The sequence below is a fragment of the Paraburkholderia sp. FW306-02-B genome (genome assembly GCF_058782725.1).
Window position 1 is genome coordinate 1003899 of record NZ_JBYSXZ010000001.1, and the last position, 15253, is coordinate 1019151.

A 15253-nucleotide genomic window follows, 5' to 3' on the forward strand; every position below is an offset into this window, starting at 1 on the left:
AGTAAAGTTGCTGTAGACGCAAAGCGGAGCCGCCGATGACGAGAATCGACTTTCACTCGAACGTCGGCGATTCGTTGCTGTATGCGTGCCGCCTGATCCGCAAGGCGTATCAGGCGGGCCAGCCGACCATTGTGCTGGCCGAGCCGCCGCGCTTGCGGGCTTTCGACGAACAGCTGTGGACATTCTCGCCGCTCGACTTCGTGCCGCACTGCATGGCGGGCTCGCCGCTCGCCGGAGAAACGCCGATCGTGCTGACGTCGAGTCTCGATGATGTGCCGCACCATCAGGTGTTGCTCAATCTCGGCGCGTCGGTGCCGGCGCAGTTCGCGCGCTTCGAAAGATTGCTGGAAGTGGTCGGCAACGCACACGACGAACTCGCAGCGGGCCGCGAACGCTATCGTTTCTACCGCGATCGCGGCTATGCTTTGAACAACTACAAGCAAGGCAGCTAGGTTTCATCCCGCGTCGCGTCGTATCTTCGTGTCTTATCGTGTCGAATGCGGCGCGTGCGCGGTCTGCCTCAGCTTCGACCCACCAAACGGAGGCTGCGCGTGTCCGATCCCCACGATACTTCGATCCCCGTGCTGCACGAGATTCTCGTGCAGGGCGATCCCGCTCAGGCGCGCCACGCGCAAAGCGATACGGCCGCACCGTCGACACAACCGGCGCAAGAATCCGCCGCTGCGCAAGAACCGACGTTTGCGCAGGAACCGACCCTTGCAGCGGAACCCGCGCATGCAACCGAGCCCACGCTCGCGCCGGAACCGCATGTACGTGCAAAAAAGCCGCATAGGTCATCGAAAGCCATTGAGGCGGGGCACGGGCACGAGCCCGCGTTCGCAGCGCCGTCGGCGGGGGTGTTCGATCGGGCTGAGCCGCGTGCGCCGATCGAGGCCGGTGCGGTCGTGCCGCCGGATTTCGTGCACGAGGCCCCGGCACCGGCTCATGCGAATCTCGATGCCGATGCGATCACCGAACGTCTGCGCGGAAGGTTTGAGCGCTTTCTGGCGGGAGAGGGGCGCGGCCTTATCGAAGCGCGCTGCCGAGACGCGTTGCAGGAGCACACCGCATGGCTCGTCAACCAGATCACGCGCGAAGTGGCGCTGACGCTGGAGGCGGAAATGACCGGTTGGGTACGTGAAGCGGTAGAGGAAGAGCTCGCGCGGCGCTCGGGTAGCGCTTAAACAGGGAAGAGGGCGCGTCTTTATCCACGCGCCTTTTTTATTTAAGCGTCTTCATTTAAGCGTCTTCATTTAAGCGTCAATACCCAGCTCGCCAGCGTGGCTGCCTGATCGGGCGTGAGTTGCGTATTCGCGGGCATCGGCACCGCTCCCCACACGCCCGTGCTGCCATCGATAATCTTGTGCTTCAGATAGGCAGCGGCATCTTCGCGCCCGGAATATTTCGCGGCGACATCGTGCAGCGCCGGCCCCATGAATGGACGCGTCACCGAGTGACAGCTCATGCAGTTCTGCTGCTGGGCAAGCGCGAGGCCTTGAGCGGCCTCCGCGTGCGCCGAACTGCCCGCGCCTGACGCGGCGATCAACACACCGGCTACCGCCAGCGCTGCATACGACATTGATTTCATTATGGTCTCCGTCGGTGCAGGTGCCCGACTCGTGGTGCAGGCATTATAAAAGGAAAGGGGCGCACGGTTTTCCGTGCGCCCCTTTGCGCTCTTATGTGGCTTTTTTGTAGCGCCGGGGGGGGGCGCGAAGCCGCCTCAAACCGAGGCGGATCTGCGCGTGCTCGATGCGCGGTCAGCCCGTGACAGCGCCCTTGTTGGCCGGCAGCGCCAACGCGGAGTACTTCGCCAGCACGCCACGCGTGTAACGCGGCTTCGGTGCTTGCCATGCGGCGCGGCGGCGTTCCAGTTCGGCGTCGTCGATGTTCAGTTGCAGCAGCAGCTTGTGCGCATCGATCGTGATCGAATCGCCTTCCTGCACGAATGCGATCGTGCCGCCCACAAACGCTTCCGGTGCAACGTGACCGACCACCATGCCCCACGTGCCGCCCGAGAAGCGGCCGTCGGTGATGAGGCCCACGGTTTCGCCGAGGCCCTTGCCGATGATCGCCGACGTGGGGGCGAGCATTTCCGGCATGCCGGGGCCGCCCTTCGGACCGAGGTAGCGCAGCACGACGACGTCGCCGGCCTTGATCTTGTCGGCCAGAATCGCTTCCAGTGCGCTTTGCTCGTCGTCAAACACACGGGCCGGGCCGGTGATGACCGGGTTCTTCAGGCCGGTGATCTTGGCGACCGCGCCGTCCGGTGCCAGGTTGCCCTTCAGGATCGCGAGGTGGCCTTCCTTGTACAGCGCCTTCTCGATCGGGAAAATCACCTGCTGATCGGCGCGCGGCTTGCTCGGCACGTCCTTCAGTTCTTCGGCCAGCGTCTTGCCGGTGATCGTGATGCAATCGCCGTGCAAGAGACCTGCGTCCAGCAGGATCTTCATGACTTGCGGAATGCCGCCTGCCTTATGCAGATCGGTCGCGACGAACTGGCCCGACGGCTTCAGGTTGCAGATCACCGGCACTTTCTTGCGCATGCGCTCGAAGTCTTCGATGCTCCATTCCACTTCGGCCGCGTGCGCGATCGCCAGATAGTGCAGCACGGCGTTGGTCGAACCGCCGGTCGCCATGATCACGGCCACGGCGTTTTCGATCGACTTCTTCGTGATGATGTCGCGCGGCTTCAGGTCCTTCTTGACCGCTTCGACCAACACGCGCGCCGATTCGGCCGCCGAGTCGACTTTTTCCTGGTCCGGATTGGCCATCGTCGACGAATACAGCAGCGACATGCCCAGTGCTTCAAACGACGAGCTCATCGTGTTGGCGGTGTACATGCCGCCGCACGAACCCGTCGACGGGCATGCGTTCTTTTCGACCCCTTCGAAATCTTCCTGCGACATCCGGCCTGCCGTGAATTCGCCGACCGCTTCGAACGACGACACAATGGTCAGGTCCGTACCCTTCCAGTTGCCCGGACGGATCGTGCCGCCATACACGTAGATGCCCGGTACGTTCATGCGCGCGAGGCCGATCATGCCGCCCGGCATGTTCTTGTCGCAGCCGCCGATCACGACCACGCCGTCCATCCATTGGCCTTGTACGCAGGTCTCGATACAGTCGGCGATTACTTCGCGCGACACCAGCGAGTACTTCATGCCTTCAGTGCCCATCGACATGCCGTCCGAGATCGTCGGCGTGCCGAAGATCTGCGGATTCGCGTCGGCGCCCTTGACCGCGACGACTGCCGCGTCGGCCAGACGCTGCAGGCCGGCGTTACACGGCGTGATGGTCGAGTGACCGTTGGCGATGCCGATCATCGGCTTGTCGAAATCTTCCTTCTGATAGCCGAGTGCGTAGTACATCGAGCGGTTCGGCGAACGCGCCACGCCTTGCGTGATGTTCTTCGAACGACGGTTGTATGCCATGGGGAACTCCAATCTGTTTTGTTTTGATCTGTGCGGCGGGTTCGCTGCGCGCTTTGCTGTTTCGGTGCGTCGCGCGCGGCGGGAGGCTCGCCGGCTACGTCAGTCCAGTTTAGTTCCGACGCGTCGCGCAAGGATGCAGTTTTGCGAAGCGCGTGTCCAATATATTATTCAGCCTGGATTAGGTCGTAAAATATATTAATCATGTTGCCCGTCACGCCTGACCTGCGCCAGTTGCGCTATTTCGTTACCGTCGCCGAAGAAAAGCACTTCGGACGGGCGGCCGCGCGCCTCTCGATGACGCAGCCGCCGTTGTCGCAAGCGATTCGCGCGCTGGAGGAGACGCTCGGCGTCGCGCTGTTCGCGCGCACCAAGCGCTCGGTCGAACTGACGCCGGTGGGCGCCGATCTGCTGCCCGAAGTGCAGCGCCTGCTGGCGAGCGCCGAGGGGCTGCGGCCGTTGGCGCAGAGTCTGGTGCGCGGCGAGGCGGGCGTGTTGTCGCTGGCGTTCGTCTCCACGGCGGATTACGGCCTGCTGCCGCTGTTGCTGCGCGATTTCGGCGCGCGTCATCCGCGCGTGCGGCTGGAGTTGACCGAGGCGACCAGCGACGTGCAGGTCGACGAACTGGTGGCCGGGCGCATCGATGCGGGGCTGGTGATCGCGCCGCTGCCGTCGCGGCATGCCACCCAGCTCTCATGGCTGCCGATCGCGCGCGAACCGCTGGTGATCGCGATGTCGTCGGACATGGCGGCGCGCGTGGGCGGCGCGGCCGAAGCGCGCGCCGAGTGGCTGGACACGCCGATTAGCCTGCGCGACGTCGCCGATGCGCCGCTCGTCATCTTCCCAAGACGTCTGGCGCCAGGCTTTTATGACATCATTATGGATTGCTACGGCGTGGCGGGCCTCGCGCCCCGGGTCGGCCAGGAGGCGATTCAGATGCAGACGATCGTGAGCCTCGTGTCGGCCGGAATGGGTGTCGCACTGGTGCCGCAATCGTTGCGTAATCTGCGCCGCACCGGCGTCGTGTACCGGCCGCTCTCCGAGTCGGTGCCGGCGATCGAGACGGGACTCGTCTGGCGCACGGCGGAGGTGAGCCCGGTGTTGGCCGGCTTCATCGAGATCGTGCGCGCGCATGCGGCCACGCTCGAGGCGCAGGTTGTTGCGCTGCCTGGGTTGCCTCGCTAGGCGCGTCGCGAACGCATTTCACGCCGAACCGTCCAATGCATGCGCCGCAGCATGATGCGCGCGCCGCCCGCTACTGGAAAATCCGCTTCTGAACCTGAACTGCCCATAACAACACGATGCTCATTCACCCGAATTTCGACCCCGTTGCCATTCATCTGGGGCCGCTCGCTGTGCGCTGGTATGGACTGATGTACCTCGTCGCGTTTATCGCGGCGATCGTCGTCGGCCGGTTGCGGCTGCGTTTGCCGTACGTCGCCGCGCAAGGCTGGACCGCCAAAGACATCGACGACATGCTGTTCTACGGTGTGATCGGCACCATTCTCGGTGGCCGGCTCGGCTATGTGCTGTTCTATAAGGCGAGTTTTTATTTCGCGCATCCGTTCGACATCTTCAAGGTGTGGGAAGGCGGCATGTCGTTTCACGGCGGCTTCCTCGGCGTGACGCTGGCGATGGTGCTGTTCGCGTATCAACGCAAGCGCTCGTGGCTGCAAGTCACCGATTTCGTCGCGCCGATGGTGCCGACGGGGCTCGCGGCAGGGCGCCTCGGCAACTTCATCAACGGCGAATTGTGGGGGCGCGTGACCGATCCGACGGCGCCGTGGGCGATGCTGTTTCCGGGCGCCGCGCCCGACGACGCCGCGTGGCTTACCGCGCATCCGCAACTGGCCGCGCAGTGGCATCTGAACGAAGTGTTTGCGCAATATCACATGCTGCCGCGCCATCCGTCGGAGTTGTATGAGATTGCGCTCGAAGGCGTCGCGTTGTTCTTCGTGCTGTTTTTCTTCTCGCGCAAACCGAAGCCGATGGGCGCGATCTCGGCGGTGTTCCTGATCGGCTACGGGCTCGCGCGCTTCACGGTGGAGTTCGCGCGCGAGCCGGACGATTTCCTTGGGCTTCTGGCAATGGGCCTCTCGATGGGCCAATGGCTCTCGCTGCCGATGATTCTCGCGGGCATCGTCATGCTGGTGTGGGCGTATCGCCGCGCGCGCCGTCAGCAGGCTCAGGCGGCCGGTGCAAACTGATCACTACGGTTTGTCGTTTGTGTGATTCTAGGGTCATGCGCGCCGTGAGCCGGCGCGGGCGGTCAGCACGAACTAACGCTACGATTTATCGTAGCCAATGAAAAACGCCACGGCTCGCCGTGGCGTTTTCTTTTACAGCAGGTACGTACAGCGTACAGCGCGTTACTTCATCTGCACCGAGCCCGACACATTGACCGTCACCGTGGACGTGCCGCCTTCGATCGGCACCGGTGCTGAGGCCTTCGCGTCGGCGCTCATTGCGCGTGCGCTCATCATCATCATGGGACGCGGCATGATGCCGTTGTGCCCGACGTTGACTTCGCGAATCGAATAGCCGCTGTAGCCGAACGCCTGCGCCGACGAAGAAGCCTGCTCGCGGAACGACTTGATTGCTTCGCCGGTGAGCTTCTGTTCGGCGGCGCGCTCAGCTTCGGGCGACAACGAGAATTGCACGTTGCCGACCTGCATGATCGATGCCATCTCACCAGCGAGCTTCGACGCGGCGGCGAAGTCGTGCGACTTGAGCACGACTTCCGTACGGCCGCGCCATGCGGAAATGCGGCCGTCGCGGTCGGTGGACGGATAGATCGAGAACGAACCTGTGCGCGCGGTCACGCCATTCACACCCTTGGCCTTTTGCAGCGCCGAATCGGCGTGCTGATTCAGCGTTGACGTGAGCGCCGACGGATCGCTCGCTTGCTGCTCATAAAACAGCGTGATGTCGACGACATCTTGCGGCACGTCCGCGCTTGCCTGTGCATTCAGCGACAGCACGCCGGCCGGCTGATATTGCGTCACGCCTTGGGCGCGCGCCATGGCCGGCGTCAATGCGAGGGCGGCAGGGGCCACGCACACAAGAGCGAGTGCGAGTGCACGTGCAGTGTTTTTTGTCATTCATGGACTCCATGCTTGAACAGGTTATGCGCGATTGATGCGAACGGGATGCAATGGCACGGCGTTTGCAGGTCTCGTTTGCGAGTCCGTTAGGCGCTTGTAACCTCGGCTTGGTTCCCCAATTTGACGTTGCTTCAACGTTTGGGGTCCTGGTTTGCTTCTGTTTTGCAGGTGAGGCAGCGACAACCCGTCGCACGTGCAAATGCAGCTTCAAACAAGCCGCTTTGTGATGAAGCGCCATTCGGCTTCGGTCACCGGGGTGATCGACAGACGGTTGCCCTTCGCCAGCACACGCATGTCCGCGAGTTCTTCATGCTCGCGCAACGCGGCAAGCGGAATCAAAGGGATCTTCTTCTTGAACACCACATCGACGAGCAGCCAGCGCGGCGTTTCCTGCGACGACTTCGGATCGTAGTAGGGACTCTTCTTGTCGAACTGCGTCGGATCCGGATAAGCGGTGGACGACACTTCGGCGAGTCCCGCGATGCCCGGCTCCGGACAACTCGAGTGATAGAACAGCACGCCGTCGCCGACCTGCATCATGTCGCGCATGAAGTTGCGCGCCTGATAGTTGCGCACGCCGGTCCACGGCAACGTGCGTTGCGGTGCGTTGGCGAGATGGTCGATGCTTGCTTCGTCCGGTTCGGACTTCATTAGCCAGTAGCGCATGAATCGAATTGAACCTTGGGAAGGTGAAGATGCGAAAGAAACGCGAAGGAACCTACCGCCCAAAGAAAAACGGCACCGAACCAAAGTCCGATGCCGTTCTAAATAAGGTCCCCGCCTTAGCCGCTAGGCCGGCATCCTGAACCGGGGGTTCAGAATTGGTCGCAGTTAGCAGCACTTCGGGTACATCAGACAGAGTGACGCGCACACCCGTGCTACAAATTTCCACAACCGTGCACATGGCATTGGTTCAAGGAATATATGACCTTGGCGAACCAGGCAGGGAAGCTAAACCGATTGAACTCAAACACTTGCTGAGTCTTTGCTCATGCATTTTGTTTGAATCGGCAGCCGGTCTCAGGACCGGCCACTAGTACTTACTGCATGCTGTACTGCTGAATCACAGTACCCAGTTGTTCGTTCATTTGGCGCATTGTACGCCGGATTTCCTCAGCGGGAAATGCTTCTCCGTGTCGCACGCTCGTTTGCAGCTTAAGCAGTTCCGATGCCAGCGACAGCGCAGCCATGACGGCAATGCGATCCGTGCCGCGCACGTTGCTGTTATTGCGGATCTTCGACATTTCGGCGTCCACGCGCGCCACCGCCTCGAGCAGTGCTGCTTCGGTTTCCGGCGAGCAGGCGAGGCGATACGGCACGCCGAGAATCGATACTTCGATCTGCTTGGTGGTCATGCATTTTCTCCGTGGCGGGTGGCGGCGCTGTCCGCTTCGACCTCGTGCTGTGCGGGTTCGAGCAGGTCGAGCTGATTATCAGGCTCGGTCTGCGCGCGTGCTCGCGGCAGTTTTTCGAGAATCGCATTCAGGCGTACCTGTGCGTCGTCGATCTTCGCCGACAGCGCGTCGCGTTCCGCTTGCAGCGCATCGCGTTCCTCGCGCAGCAACGCGAGTTCAGTACGTGTGGCCTCCGCCTCGGCGCGCGTTTGGGCGAGCTGCTCTTCGAGCGCGAGTCGCGCTTCATTGTGGCGCTGGCTGATCGCAATCAGCTTGCCGATATTTTGTGAAAGTGTTTCGAGTTCGGTGAGCATGTGCTGCGTCCTCTAAAGACCTCGCATTTTAGCGCGGAATGTCGCAGGTTCCGACAATTGTCTCGTTTCGAGACGTAACAACCTCGCTTTGTGCCGCCTTTTATCGACCATATGACGAAAAACGACGCCTGCATCGAACAATAATCCGCACTTAACCGAACAGATCGAGCACGGATTAACCATTCTTGACGGACCCGGGGGGCGCTCCTAAACTGGCCGCACTTTGGTGCCCGCGCGTGCTTTTCGACAGTGCGCGCAGTTAAACGGGAAGCAGGGCGCGACGTTCGCCTGAACACGCCAGCCTGCGCTGCCCCCGCAACGGTAAGCGACCGCATGTCGTCATGCAGGTCGATCCTGATCGTGTGTTCGAAGTTAAACACGCGAGTGTGCCACTGCGCGTCACGCGTGGGAAGGTGGGATCGATGTGTCGCCAGCCCGGATACCGGCCAGAGGGAGAGGTCCGTCCCGCGCAAATTCGTAAAAAGCGCGGGCGCCTCGTTACGCATCGGCCTGCGGGGAAGCGGGCCGCGCACGCTATCCACAGGAATATCGTCCCATGCTGTCCCCCATCGCTCGCGCGGCGTTGCTCGCCTTTGCGGGCCTGCCGCTCGTCGCGCACGCTCAGGCTGCGTCTTCTTCGGTTTCTTCTTCAGCTACTTCTTCAGTGAGTTCGTCGGATACCGGCACGGCGAGTTCTTTTCCCACGGTGTTGTCGCCCGTTGTGGTCACCGCCGGGCGCGGGCCGCAGCCGCTCGCCGATACGATCCCGCAGACCACACTATTCGATCAGCAAGATATCGCCGACGCGACCGCGACCGATTTGCCGGGTCTGCTGCAACGCGCACCCGGCGCGCAAATCTCGCGCACGGGCGGCCCTGGTTCGACCGCGAGCCTGTTCCTGCGCGGTGCATCGTCGACCCAATCGCTGGTGCTGATCGACGGCGTGCGGGTCGACTCGGTGAGTCTCGGTGCGCCGCAACTCGCGCAGATCCCGCTCGATCAGGTCGATCACGTCGAAGTGGTGAACGGCAATGTGTCCGCGTTATACGGCTCGGGCGCAATCGGCGGCGTCGTGCAGGTGTTCACGAAAGACGGGGGCGATCATCCGCCGCGCTTCAATTTTTCGGTGGGCTACGGCAGCTATCACACGCAGACGCAACAGGCCGGCGTGAACGGCGCATTGGATAAAGACGGCAAGACCACCTTCAGCGTTTCTCTCGCGCGCGCGAAAGACGACGGCTTCTCGTCGCTCAATCCGGGTAAGGCGCCCAACGCAAATCCGAATGCGAACGGCTATCTGAACGAGAGCATCTCCGCCTCGTTGCGTCACAAGTTCAATGACAAGTGGGACGCAGGCGTCACGTATTTCCAGTCGAACGGCAACAATAGCTACGATAACGCGTACGGCGTGCCGACCGATCTGAACAACCTGTATAGCAAAGTGCGGCAAATGTCGGTGTTCGCCAACGGCAAGGTGACCGACTGGTGGACCAGCCACGTTATCGTCTCCGAAGGCGACGACCGCAGCGTGTCGAACACCAACGGCGTGTACAACGGCCGCTTCGATACCGACAATCGCCAGTACACGTGGCAGAACGATTTCGCGCTCGCCGCGCAGCAGAAGCTGCGGGTCGGCTATGAGCATCTCGATCAGCGCCTCGACTCGGACACGTTCGCGGCCCCCGACCGGCATGTGAATTCGGGTTTCGCCGGCTATACGGGGCGCTTCGGGCGCAGCCAGATTCAGGCCAACGTGCGGCGCGACCAGTATTCCGATTTCGGCGGGGCGAACAGTTACTATCTCGGCTACGGCTTCGACATCACCGAGCATTGGAAGGTGAGCGCAAGCTATTCGGATGCGTTTCGCGCGCCGAGCTTCGACGATCTGTACTATCCGATCAGCGGCAATCCGTCGATTCAGCCTGAGCGCAGTCATTCGATCGAAGCGGCGTTGCAGTACGCGTCGACTGCGCTCGGCGTGATGCGCCTGAGCGCGTTCCAGACACGCTATTCGAATCTGATCGACTACCGGCAGGTCACGCCGGGCATCTATCTGGCGGAGAACGTCGGCCATGCGAAGGTGCAGGGGGTCGAGGGATCGTGGAGCGGTCATCTCGGCAAGACGGACGTGCGCGCGGCGGCGACGCTGCAAAATCCCGTCGATCTCGACAACGATGTCGACCTCGTGCGGCGTGCGCGGCATTTCGCGTCGCTGGCGGTGAATCGCAGCATGGCGGGGTGGCGTGTCGGCGGCGAGTGGATCGTCAGCGGCGCGCGCGACGATAGCAGCGGCAAGTTGGGTGGCTACGGTGTGGTGAATCTGTCGGCGCGCTACAACATCACGAAGGCGTGGTACGTGGCCGCGCAAATCCAGAACCTGTTGGACAAGGACTATGAAACGGCCTACTCGTATAACTCGCCGCGGCGCGGTGCGTATCTCACGGTCGGTTGGCAGCAGCAGTGACGGGCGCGCTTGCCTGAGATCGCGCGAATGAACCGCAGCCCGGGTCCGATGATCACGACGGCGATGCCCGTCATGAGCGCGAAGCGCGCGGCCGCGATCTGGCTCGTGCTTGCCGTGCTCGCGCTGGCTGTGCTGATGGCGTCGCTCGCGCTCGGCAGCGTGCCGCTCGCGCCCGCGCGCGTGCTGGCGGCGCTCATGCCGTCGCATGTCGGGTCAGCCGATCTTGCAGGCGAGATCGTGCGCACGCTGCGTTTGCCGCGCGCGGTGGCCGGCTTCGCGTGCGGCGCGTTGCTCGCGTTAGCCGGCGCGTTGTTGCAGGTGCTGCTGCGCAATCCGTTGGCCGAGCCCTACGTGTTAGGCGTGTCGGGCGGCGCGGCGACTTTTGCCCTCGTCGCGATGATCGCCGGTTGCGCGTGGTGGATCGTCGATGCAAGCGCGTTCGCGGGTGCGTTCGTGTCGATCCTGCTGGTGCTCGGTCTGGCGCGCCGCGAGTTGTGGCGCGGCGAGCCGCAGGATACCTCGCCGCGCTTGCTGTTGACCGGCGCGGTGATCGCGGCCGGTTGGGGCGCCGTCATCACGTTGCTGCTTAACATTGCGCCCGACAATCGCCTGCGCGGCATGCTGTTCTGGCTGACCGGCGACCTCAACGGCGGCGCGACGCCGTGGACGGCGCTCGCCGCGCTGCTGGTCGTGCTGATCGTAATCGTGCCCGCGGCGCCGCGGCTCAATGTGCTGCTGCGTGGCGATGCCGCCGCTCAGGCGCTCGGCGTCGCGGTGATGCCGCTGCGCTTGCGCGTGTATCTGGCAGCGTCGCTGGCGGCGGCCGCGGCGGTGACGACAGCCGGCACCATCGGCTTTGTCGGCCTGGTGGTGCCGCATATGCTGCGGCTCGCGTTCGGCAACGATCAGCGCATGCTGCTGCCGGCCGCCGCGCTCGGTGGCGGTGTCGCGGTGATGGGCGCCGATCTGATCGCGCGTACCGTGATCGCGCCGGCGCAATTGCCGGTCGGTGTGATGACCTCGATCGTCGGCGTGCCGGTGTTTTTGTGGATGCTGTTGCGCAGGCGCCGATGATGCAAGCACCCAACTCCGCCCATGCCGCGCTCAGCGCGCAACGTGTCACGTTGCGCGCCGGCTCGCGAACACTGCTCGATGCGTTCACGCATACGTTCTACGAAGGCGAGATCTGGTGCATCGCCGGCCCGAACGGTGCGGGCAAGACGACGCTGATCTCGACGCTCGCCGGCCTCTCGCATCCGTCGGCGGGGCACGTCGAACTCGATGGCGTGCGTCTTTCCGACTGGCAGGCGCTGCCGCTCGCGCAGCGTCGCGCATTGATGCCGCAAAGCGCGCACGATGCGTTCAGTGCGAGCGTGCTCGATATCGTGATGCTCAACCGCTTTCCGCATCTGACCGGCTGGGGCTGGGAGCGGGAGGCCGATCGCGCTGCCGCGCATGCCGCGCTGGATGCGCTAGGCCTTGCCGAGTTCGCCGCGCGCGACGTGCTGTCGCTCTCGGGCGGCGAACGGCAACGCGTCGCGCTGGCCGCGGTGTTGTGCCAGCAAGCGCCATTGTTACTGCTCGACGAACCGCTGTCGCATCTCGATCTGCATCATCAGATCGACTGCCTCGACGCGTTGACCGCCTGGACGCGCGAGCCTCAGCGTACAGTGATGTTTTCGTGTCACGACCTGAATCTCGGGCGCCGCTTCGCGACGCATGCGCTGCTGCTCGACGGCGACGGCGGTGCCTATGCCGGGCCGGTGCATGACGTGCTGACGCCCGAGCTGACAAGCCGTGCATTCGGCTATCCGTTGATTCTGATTCGCGACGGTGAGCATGAGGCGTTGATTCCCGCGCCGCGTTCGCGTCACGAATCGCCTACTGGTTATGACATTCGGGCAACCTAAACGCTTGATAAGCGCTTCTTCATAAGCACTTCACAAAAAACATTCTCTCTTCCGAAAAACGTCTATGACTTCTTTGCCAGATTTGCTGCGATTGCCCGAGGTCGAACCGCTCGATCAAACGTTGCGCGACGAACTGCAACACATCATCGATACCAAGACCAAGCCGCCCGGCAGCCTCGGCCGGCTCGAGGCGTTGGCGCGTCAAATGGGTTTGATCCAGCGCACCACGCGTCCCACGGTCGAACGTCCGGCGATGATCGTATTTGCCGGCGATCACGGCATTGCTAACGAAGGCGTGAGTCCCTATCCGCAAGCCGTGACCGCGCAGATGGTCGCCAACTTCCTCGCGGGCGGCGCGGCGATCAATGCATTGAGCCGCGTCGCAGGTGCCGAACTCGAAGTGGTCAACGCGGGGATCGCGACACCGTTGCCGTCCACTGAAGGTCTGATCGACATTCCGGTCGCGGCCGGCACCCGCAACTTCGCGCACGAACCCGCGATGACGCGCGGCGAGGCGCTTGCAGCGATGCAGGCGGGCGCCGCTCGCGTGCGGCATCACGCGGCGCTCGGCAGCAACGTAATCGGTTTCGGCGAGATGGGGATTGCGAATACGTCGTCGGCCGCGTGTTTGATGAGCCGCCTGTGCGGTGTGCCGATCGACGAATGCGTCGGCCGCGGCACGGGTCTCGACAACGCGGGGCTCGCGAAAAAGCGCAACGTGCTCGCGTCGGCGCTCGCGCGTCACGCCGTCTCCACGGATCCGCTCGACGTGCTCGCCACCTTCGGCGGCTTCGAAATCGCGATGATGGCAGGCGCGTATCTCGCCGCCGCCGAAGCGCGCATGACGATCCTGGTCGACGGCTTCATCGCGACCGCGGCGTTGCTGGTCGCCGACGCGCTCGAACCCAACGTGCGCGAGTATTGCGTGTTCGCGCATGCGTCGAATGAAGCGGGGCATCGGCGCATGCTCGACCATTTCGGCGCGCTGCCGTTGTTGTCGCTCGATATGCGTCTCGGCGAAGGCACCGGTGCGGCGCTCGCGGTGCCATTGCTGCGCGCGGCGGTCGCGTTCGTCGGCGAGATGGCGAGTTTCGAATCGGCTGGTGTCGCCAATCGCGATGCATAAACAGCCTCGCGATCAGCGGCCTCGCAAACTTGCAGGCCCGGTCCGCTCATGAATCCGCTTGCGGAACTGCGCTACTTCTTCACGGCGCTCGGCTATTTCACGCGCGTGCCGGTGCCGCGTTGGGTCGGCTATGAGCCGCACTATCTGAACGCGGCGGCGCGCTATTTTCCGCTTGTCGGCGTGTTGATCGGCGGCTTGAGCGCGCTGGTCTATCTCGCGGCGTTGCGGGTCTTTCCGGCGGGTGTGGCGGTGCTGCTGTCGATGGCCGCGTCGCTCGCCGTCACCGGCGCGTTTCACGAAGACGGTCTGGCCGATTGCGTCGATGCGTTCGGTGGCGCCTATACGCGCGACGACGTGCTGCGCATCATGCATGATTCGCGCATTGGCGCATTCGGGGCTATCGCACTCGTGATCGCGCTGGCGTTGAAGTGGCAAACGCTTGTCGCCATGCCGCCGATGCGCGCGGCAAGTCTGATGATTGCGGCTCATGCGGCTAGCCGCGTCTGCGCGATCAGCTATCTCGCCACGCTCGACTATGTGCGTGCCGAAGGCAAGGCCAGGCCGGTCGCGCAACGCTTGAGCGCTCCCGCGTCGATCTGCGCTGCCGTGTTCGGCTTGCCGTGGCTGTTCTGGCCTGACTGGCCCGACTGGCGGTTTGCCTGCGCGATACTCGCCGTGCTGGCGGTGCTGCGTTTTGCGATGGGCCGTTATTTCGTCAGACGCATTGGCGGGTACACCGGTGACTGCCTGGGCTTCGCTCAACAGATTTTTGAATTGAGCATCTACCTCGTGGGGCTCGCATGGATATCGTCCTGATCCGTCATCCCGCTGTCGCGCTCGATGCAGGCGTGTGTTATGGCCAGAGCGACGTAGCGCTTGCCGGGGATGTAGAGGTTTGCGCAAGCGCGCTCGCGTTGAAACTTGCAACTTTGCAGGTGCCGCCACCGCGCGTCTTGATGTCGAGTCCGTTGACGCGTTGCGCGACCCTGGCCGCGGTGATGGCGGACGATTTCGGCTGCGCGCTCAGTCACGATGACCGTCTGAAGGAAATGAACTTCGGCGCCTGGGAGCAGCAGCGCTGGGACGCGATCGATCGCGCATTGCTGGACGAGTGGGCGGCGAACTTCGAACACGCGCGCGCGCATGGTGGCGAAAGCGTCGCGCAATTCGTCGCGCGGGTGCGCGCGTGGTTCGAGGCATTCGCGCAGACGCGCGAGTTGACGCCGGCGTATGTCGTCACGCATGCCGGTGTGATTCGCGTGATCGCGTCGCTGGTGCTGGACGTGCCGGTGGAGCGTTGTCTGCGATGGTCGCTGGAGATGGCCGGGATCGTCTGGCTGCGCAGGGACGATGACGCGCAGCAATGGTCGTTGCTGAGGTGGAATGCCTGAGTGCTTTGCGTGGGCGGCTTGCCGCCTCCCCCCGGCGGCCGGACGCTAGCCTGTTGGATTCCTATTCGCGCCACTTCCATCTCTATCTGGGTAACGTCGCCCGTTACCGGTTGCGGCTT

16 protein-coding genes, 1 other RNA gene and 1 riboswitch are annotated in these 15253 nt (G+C 63.3%); of the genes, 10 read left to right on the forward strand and 7 right to left on the reverse strand.

Going from position 1 to position 15253, the window contains the following annotated elements; all coding sequences use genetic code 11:
- Positions 1–35 precede the first annotated feature (35 nt).
- Together AC3WOG_RS04485 and AC3WOG_RS04490 are read left to right on the forward strand one after the other, a co-directional pair.
- Positions 36–452, forward strand: coding sequence for a DNA polymerase III subunit chi (locus AC3WOG_RS04485; RefSeq protein ID WP_492576869.1), 417 nt, complete (start codon positions 36–38; stop codon positions 450–452).
- Positions 453–551: 99 nt separating this feature from the next.
- Positions 552–1184, forward strand: coding sequence for a DUF2486 family protein (locus AC3WOG_RS04490; RefSeq protein ID WP_492576870.1), 633 nt, complete (start codon positions 552–554; stop codon positions 1182–1184).
- Positions 1185–1249: 65 nt separating this feature from the next.
- On the opposite strand, the gene AC3WOG_RS04495 is transcribed toward AC3WOG_RS04490, so the two are convergent.
- On the reverse strand, positions 1250–1588 hold the full coding sequence (locus AC3WOG_RS04495; RefSeq protein ID WP_492576871.1) for a c-type cytochrome: 339 nt from the start codon (positions 1586–1588) through the stop codon (positions 1250–1252).
- Between the two features lie 172 nt (positions 1589–1760).
- A complete protein-coding gene (gene ilvD, locus AC3WOG_RS04500; RefSeq protein ID WP_341312954.1) occupies positions 1761–3434 on the reverse strand; it encodes a dihydroxy-acid dehydratase in 1674 nt (557 codons plus the stop codon).
- A gap of 201 nt (positions 3435–3635) precedes the next feature.
- Between ilvD and AC3WOG_RS04505 the strand changes: the two genes are divergently transcribed.
- Together AC3WOG_RS04505 and lgt are read left to right on the forward strand one after the other, a co-directional pair.
- Positions 3636–4616, forward strand: a complete 981-nt coding sequence (locus AC3WOG_RS04505) for a LysR family transcriptional regulator (protein ID WP_492576872.1) — start codon at positions 3636–3638, stop codon at positions 4614–4616.
- 116 nt (positions 4617–4732) lie between these two features.
- Positions 4733–5638 carry a prolipoprotein diacylglyceryl transferase gene (gene lgt, locus AC3WOG_RS04510; protein WP_492576873.1) on the forward strand — a complete coding sequence of 302 codons (906 nt, stop codon included), beginning with the start codon at positions 4733–4735 and terminating at the stop codon, positions 5636–5638.
- 162 nt (positions 5639–5800) lie between these two features.
- On the opposite strand, the gene AC3WOG_RS04515 is transcribed toward lgt, so the two are convergent.
- The 5 genes from AC3WOG_RS04515 to AC3WOG_RS04535 all read right to left on the reverse strand — a co-directional run bounded on the left by AC3WOG_RS04515 (position 5801) and on the right by AC3WOG_RS04535 (position 8243).
- Positions 5801–6532 (reverse strand): SIMPL domain-containing protein, encoded by a 732-nt coding sequence (locus tag AC3WOG_RS04515; RefSeq protein ID WP_492576874.1) that lies wholly within the window; start codon positions 6530–6532, stop codon positions 5801–5803.
- A gap of 210 nt (positions 6533–6742) precedes the next feature.
- Positions 6743–7201: an EVE domain-containing protein gene (locus tag AC3WOG_RS04520; protein ID WP_410836749.1), complete on the reverse strand. Its 459-nt coding sequence runs from the start codon at positions 7199–7201 to the stop codon at positions 6743–6745.
- Between the two features lie 104 nt (positions 7202–7305).
- Positions 7306–7487, reverse strand: a non-coding RNA gene (gene ssrS / locus AC3WOG_RS04525) — 6S RNA.
- An 88-nt stretch (positions 7488–7575) separates the two neighbouring features.
- Positions 7576–7890 (reverse strand): cell division protein ZapA, encoded by a 315-nt coding sequence (locus AC3WOG_RS04530; RefSeq protein WP_410836750.1) that lies wholly within the window; start codon positions 7888–7890, stop codon positions 7576–7578.
- Positions 7887–8243 carry an ATPase gene (locus AC3WOG_RS04535; protein WP_492576875.1) on the reverse strand — a complete coding sequence of 119 codons (357 nt, stop codon included), beginning with the start codon at positions 8241–8243 and terminating at the stop codon, positions 7887–7889. Before AC3WOG_RS04535 ends, AC3WOG_RS04530 begins: the two co-directional genes overlap by 4 nt.
- Before the next feature lie 207 nt (positions 8244–8450).
- A riboswitch (cobalamin riboswitch) is annotated at positions 8451–8708 on the forward strand.
- Between the two features lie 91 nt (positions 8709–8799).
- Here AC3WOG_RS04535 and AC3WOG_RS04540 point away from each other — a divergent pair.
- The 6 genes from AC3WOG_RS04540 (at position 8800) to cobC (ending at position 15134) form a co-directional block, all read left to right on the forward strand.
- Complete coding sequence (locus tag AC3WOG_RS04540; protein WP_492576876.1) at positions 8800–10707, forward strand: TonB-dependent receptor domain-containing protein; 1908 nt, start codon at positions 8800–8802, stop codon at positions 10705–10707.
- 27 nt (positions 10708–10734) lie between these two features.
- Entirely contained in the window at positions 10735–11781 is a 1047-nt protein-coding gene (locus AC3WOG_RS04545) for a FecCD family ABC transporter permease (RefSeq protein ID WP_492576877.1), read from the forward strand.
- Positions 11778–12617 (forward strand): ABC transporter ATP-binding protein, encoded by an 840-nt coding sequence (locus AC3WOG_RS04550; protein ID WP_492576878.1) that lies wholly within the window; start codon positions 11778–11780, stop codon positions 12615–12617. The genes AC3WOG_RS04545 and AC3WOG_RS04550 overlap by 4 nt, the downstream gene beginning before the upstream one ends.
- 64 nt (positions 12618–12681) lie before the next feature.
- Positions 12682–13743, forward strand: a complete 1062-nt coding sequence (cobT, locus tag AC3WOG_RS04555) for a nicotinate-nucleotide--dimethylbenzimidazole phosphoribosyltransferase (protein WP_492576879.1) — start codon at positions 12682–12684, stop codon at positions 13741–13743.
- A 48-nt stretch (positions 13744–13791) separates the two neighbouring features.
- Positions 13792–14559 (forward strand): adenosylcobinamide-GDP ribazoletransferase, encoded by a 768-nt coding sequence (locus AC3WOG_RS04560; protein ID WP_492576880.1) that lies wholly within the window; start codon positions 13792–13794, stop codon positions 14557–14559.
- Positions 14544–15134 carry an alpha-ribazole phosphatase gene (gene cobC / locus AC3WOG_RS04565; RefSeq protein WP_492576881.1) on the forward strand — a complete coding sequence of 197 codons (591 nt, stop codon included), beginning with the start codon at positions 14544–14546 and terminating at the stop codon, positions 15132–15134. Before AC3WOG_RS04560 ends, cobC begins: the two co-directional genes overlap by 16 nt.
- Positions 15135–15253: the final 119 nt, after the last annotated feature.

Excerpts from the sequence above, each read along its gene's own strand:
- cobC (WP_492576881.1), top strand. The coding sequence starts at position 14,544 with ATGGATATCGTCCTGATCCGTCATCCCGCTGTCGCGCTCGATGCAGGC.
- AC3WOG_RS04545 (WP_492576877.1), top strand. The coding sequence starts at position 10,735 with ATGAACCGCAGCCCGGGTCCGATGATCACGACGGCGATGCCCGTCATG.
- lgt (WP_492576873.1), top strand. The coding sequence starts at position 4,733 with ATGCTCATTCACCCGAATTTCGACCCCGTTGCCATTCATCTGGGGCCG.
- AC3WOG_RS04530 (WP_410836750.1), bottom strand. The coding sequence starts at position 7,890 with ATGACCACCAAGCAGATCGAAGTATCGATTCTCGGCGTGCCGTATCGC.
- AC3WOG_RS04535 (WP_492576875.1), bottom strand. The coding sequence starts at position 8,243 with ATGCTCACCGAACTCGAAACACTTTCACAAAATATCGGCAAGCTGATT.
- AC3WOG_RS04550 (WP_492576878.1), top strand. The coding sequence starts at position 11,778 with ATGATGCAAGCACCCAACTCCGCCCATGCCGCGCTCAGCGCGCAACGT.
- AC3WOG_RS04515 (WP_492576874.1), bottom strand. The coding sequence starts at position 6,532 with ATGACAAAAAACACTGCACGTGCACTCGCACTCGCTCTTGTGTGCGTG.
- AC3WOG_RS04520 (WP_410836749.1), bottom strand. The coding sequence starts at position 7,201 with ATGCGCTACTGGCTAATGAAGTCCGAACCGGACGAAGCAAGCATCGAC.
- AC3WOG_RS04560 (WP_492576880.1), top strand. The coding sequence starts at position 13,792 with ATGAATCCGCTTGCGGAACTGCGCTACTTCTTCACGGCGCTCGGCTAT.
- AC3WOG_RS04505 (WP_492576872.1), top strand. The coding sequence starts at position 3,636 with ATGTTGCCCGTCACGCCTGACCTGCGCCAGTTGCGCTATTTCGTTACC.
- AC3WOG_RS04540 (WP_492576876.1), top strand. The coding sequence starts at position 8,800 with ATGCTGTCCCCCATCGCTCGCGCGGCGTTGCTCGCCTTTGCGGGCCTG.
- AC3WOG_RS04495 (WP_492576871.1), bottom strand. The coding sequence starts at position 1,588 with ATGAAATCAATGTCGTATGCAGCGCTGGCGGTAGCCGGTGTGTTGATC.
- AC3WOG_RS04485 (WP_492576869.1), top strand. The coding sequence starts at position 36 with ATGACGAGAATCGACTTTCACTCGAACGTCGGCGATTCGTTGCTGTAT.
- cobT (WP_492576879.1), top strand. The coding sequence starts at position 12,682 with ATGACTTCTTTGCCAGATTTGCTGCGATTGCCCGAGGTCGAACCGCTC.
- ilvD (WP_341312954.1), bottom strand. The coding sequence starts at position 3,434 with ATGGCATACAACCGTCGTTCGAAGAACATCACGCAAGGCGTGGCGCGT.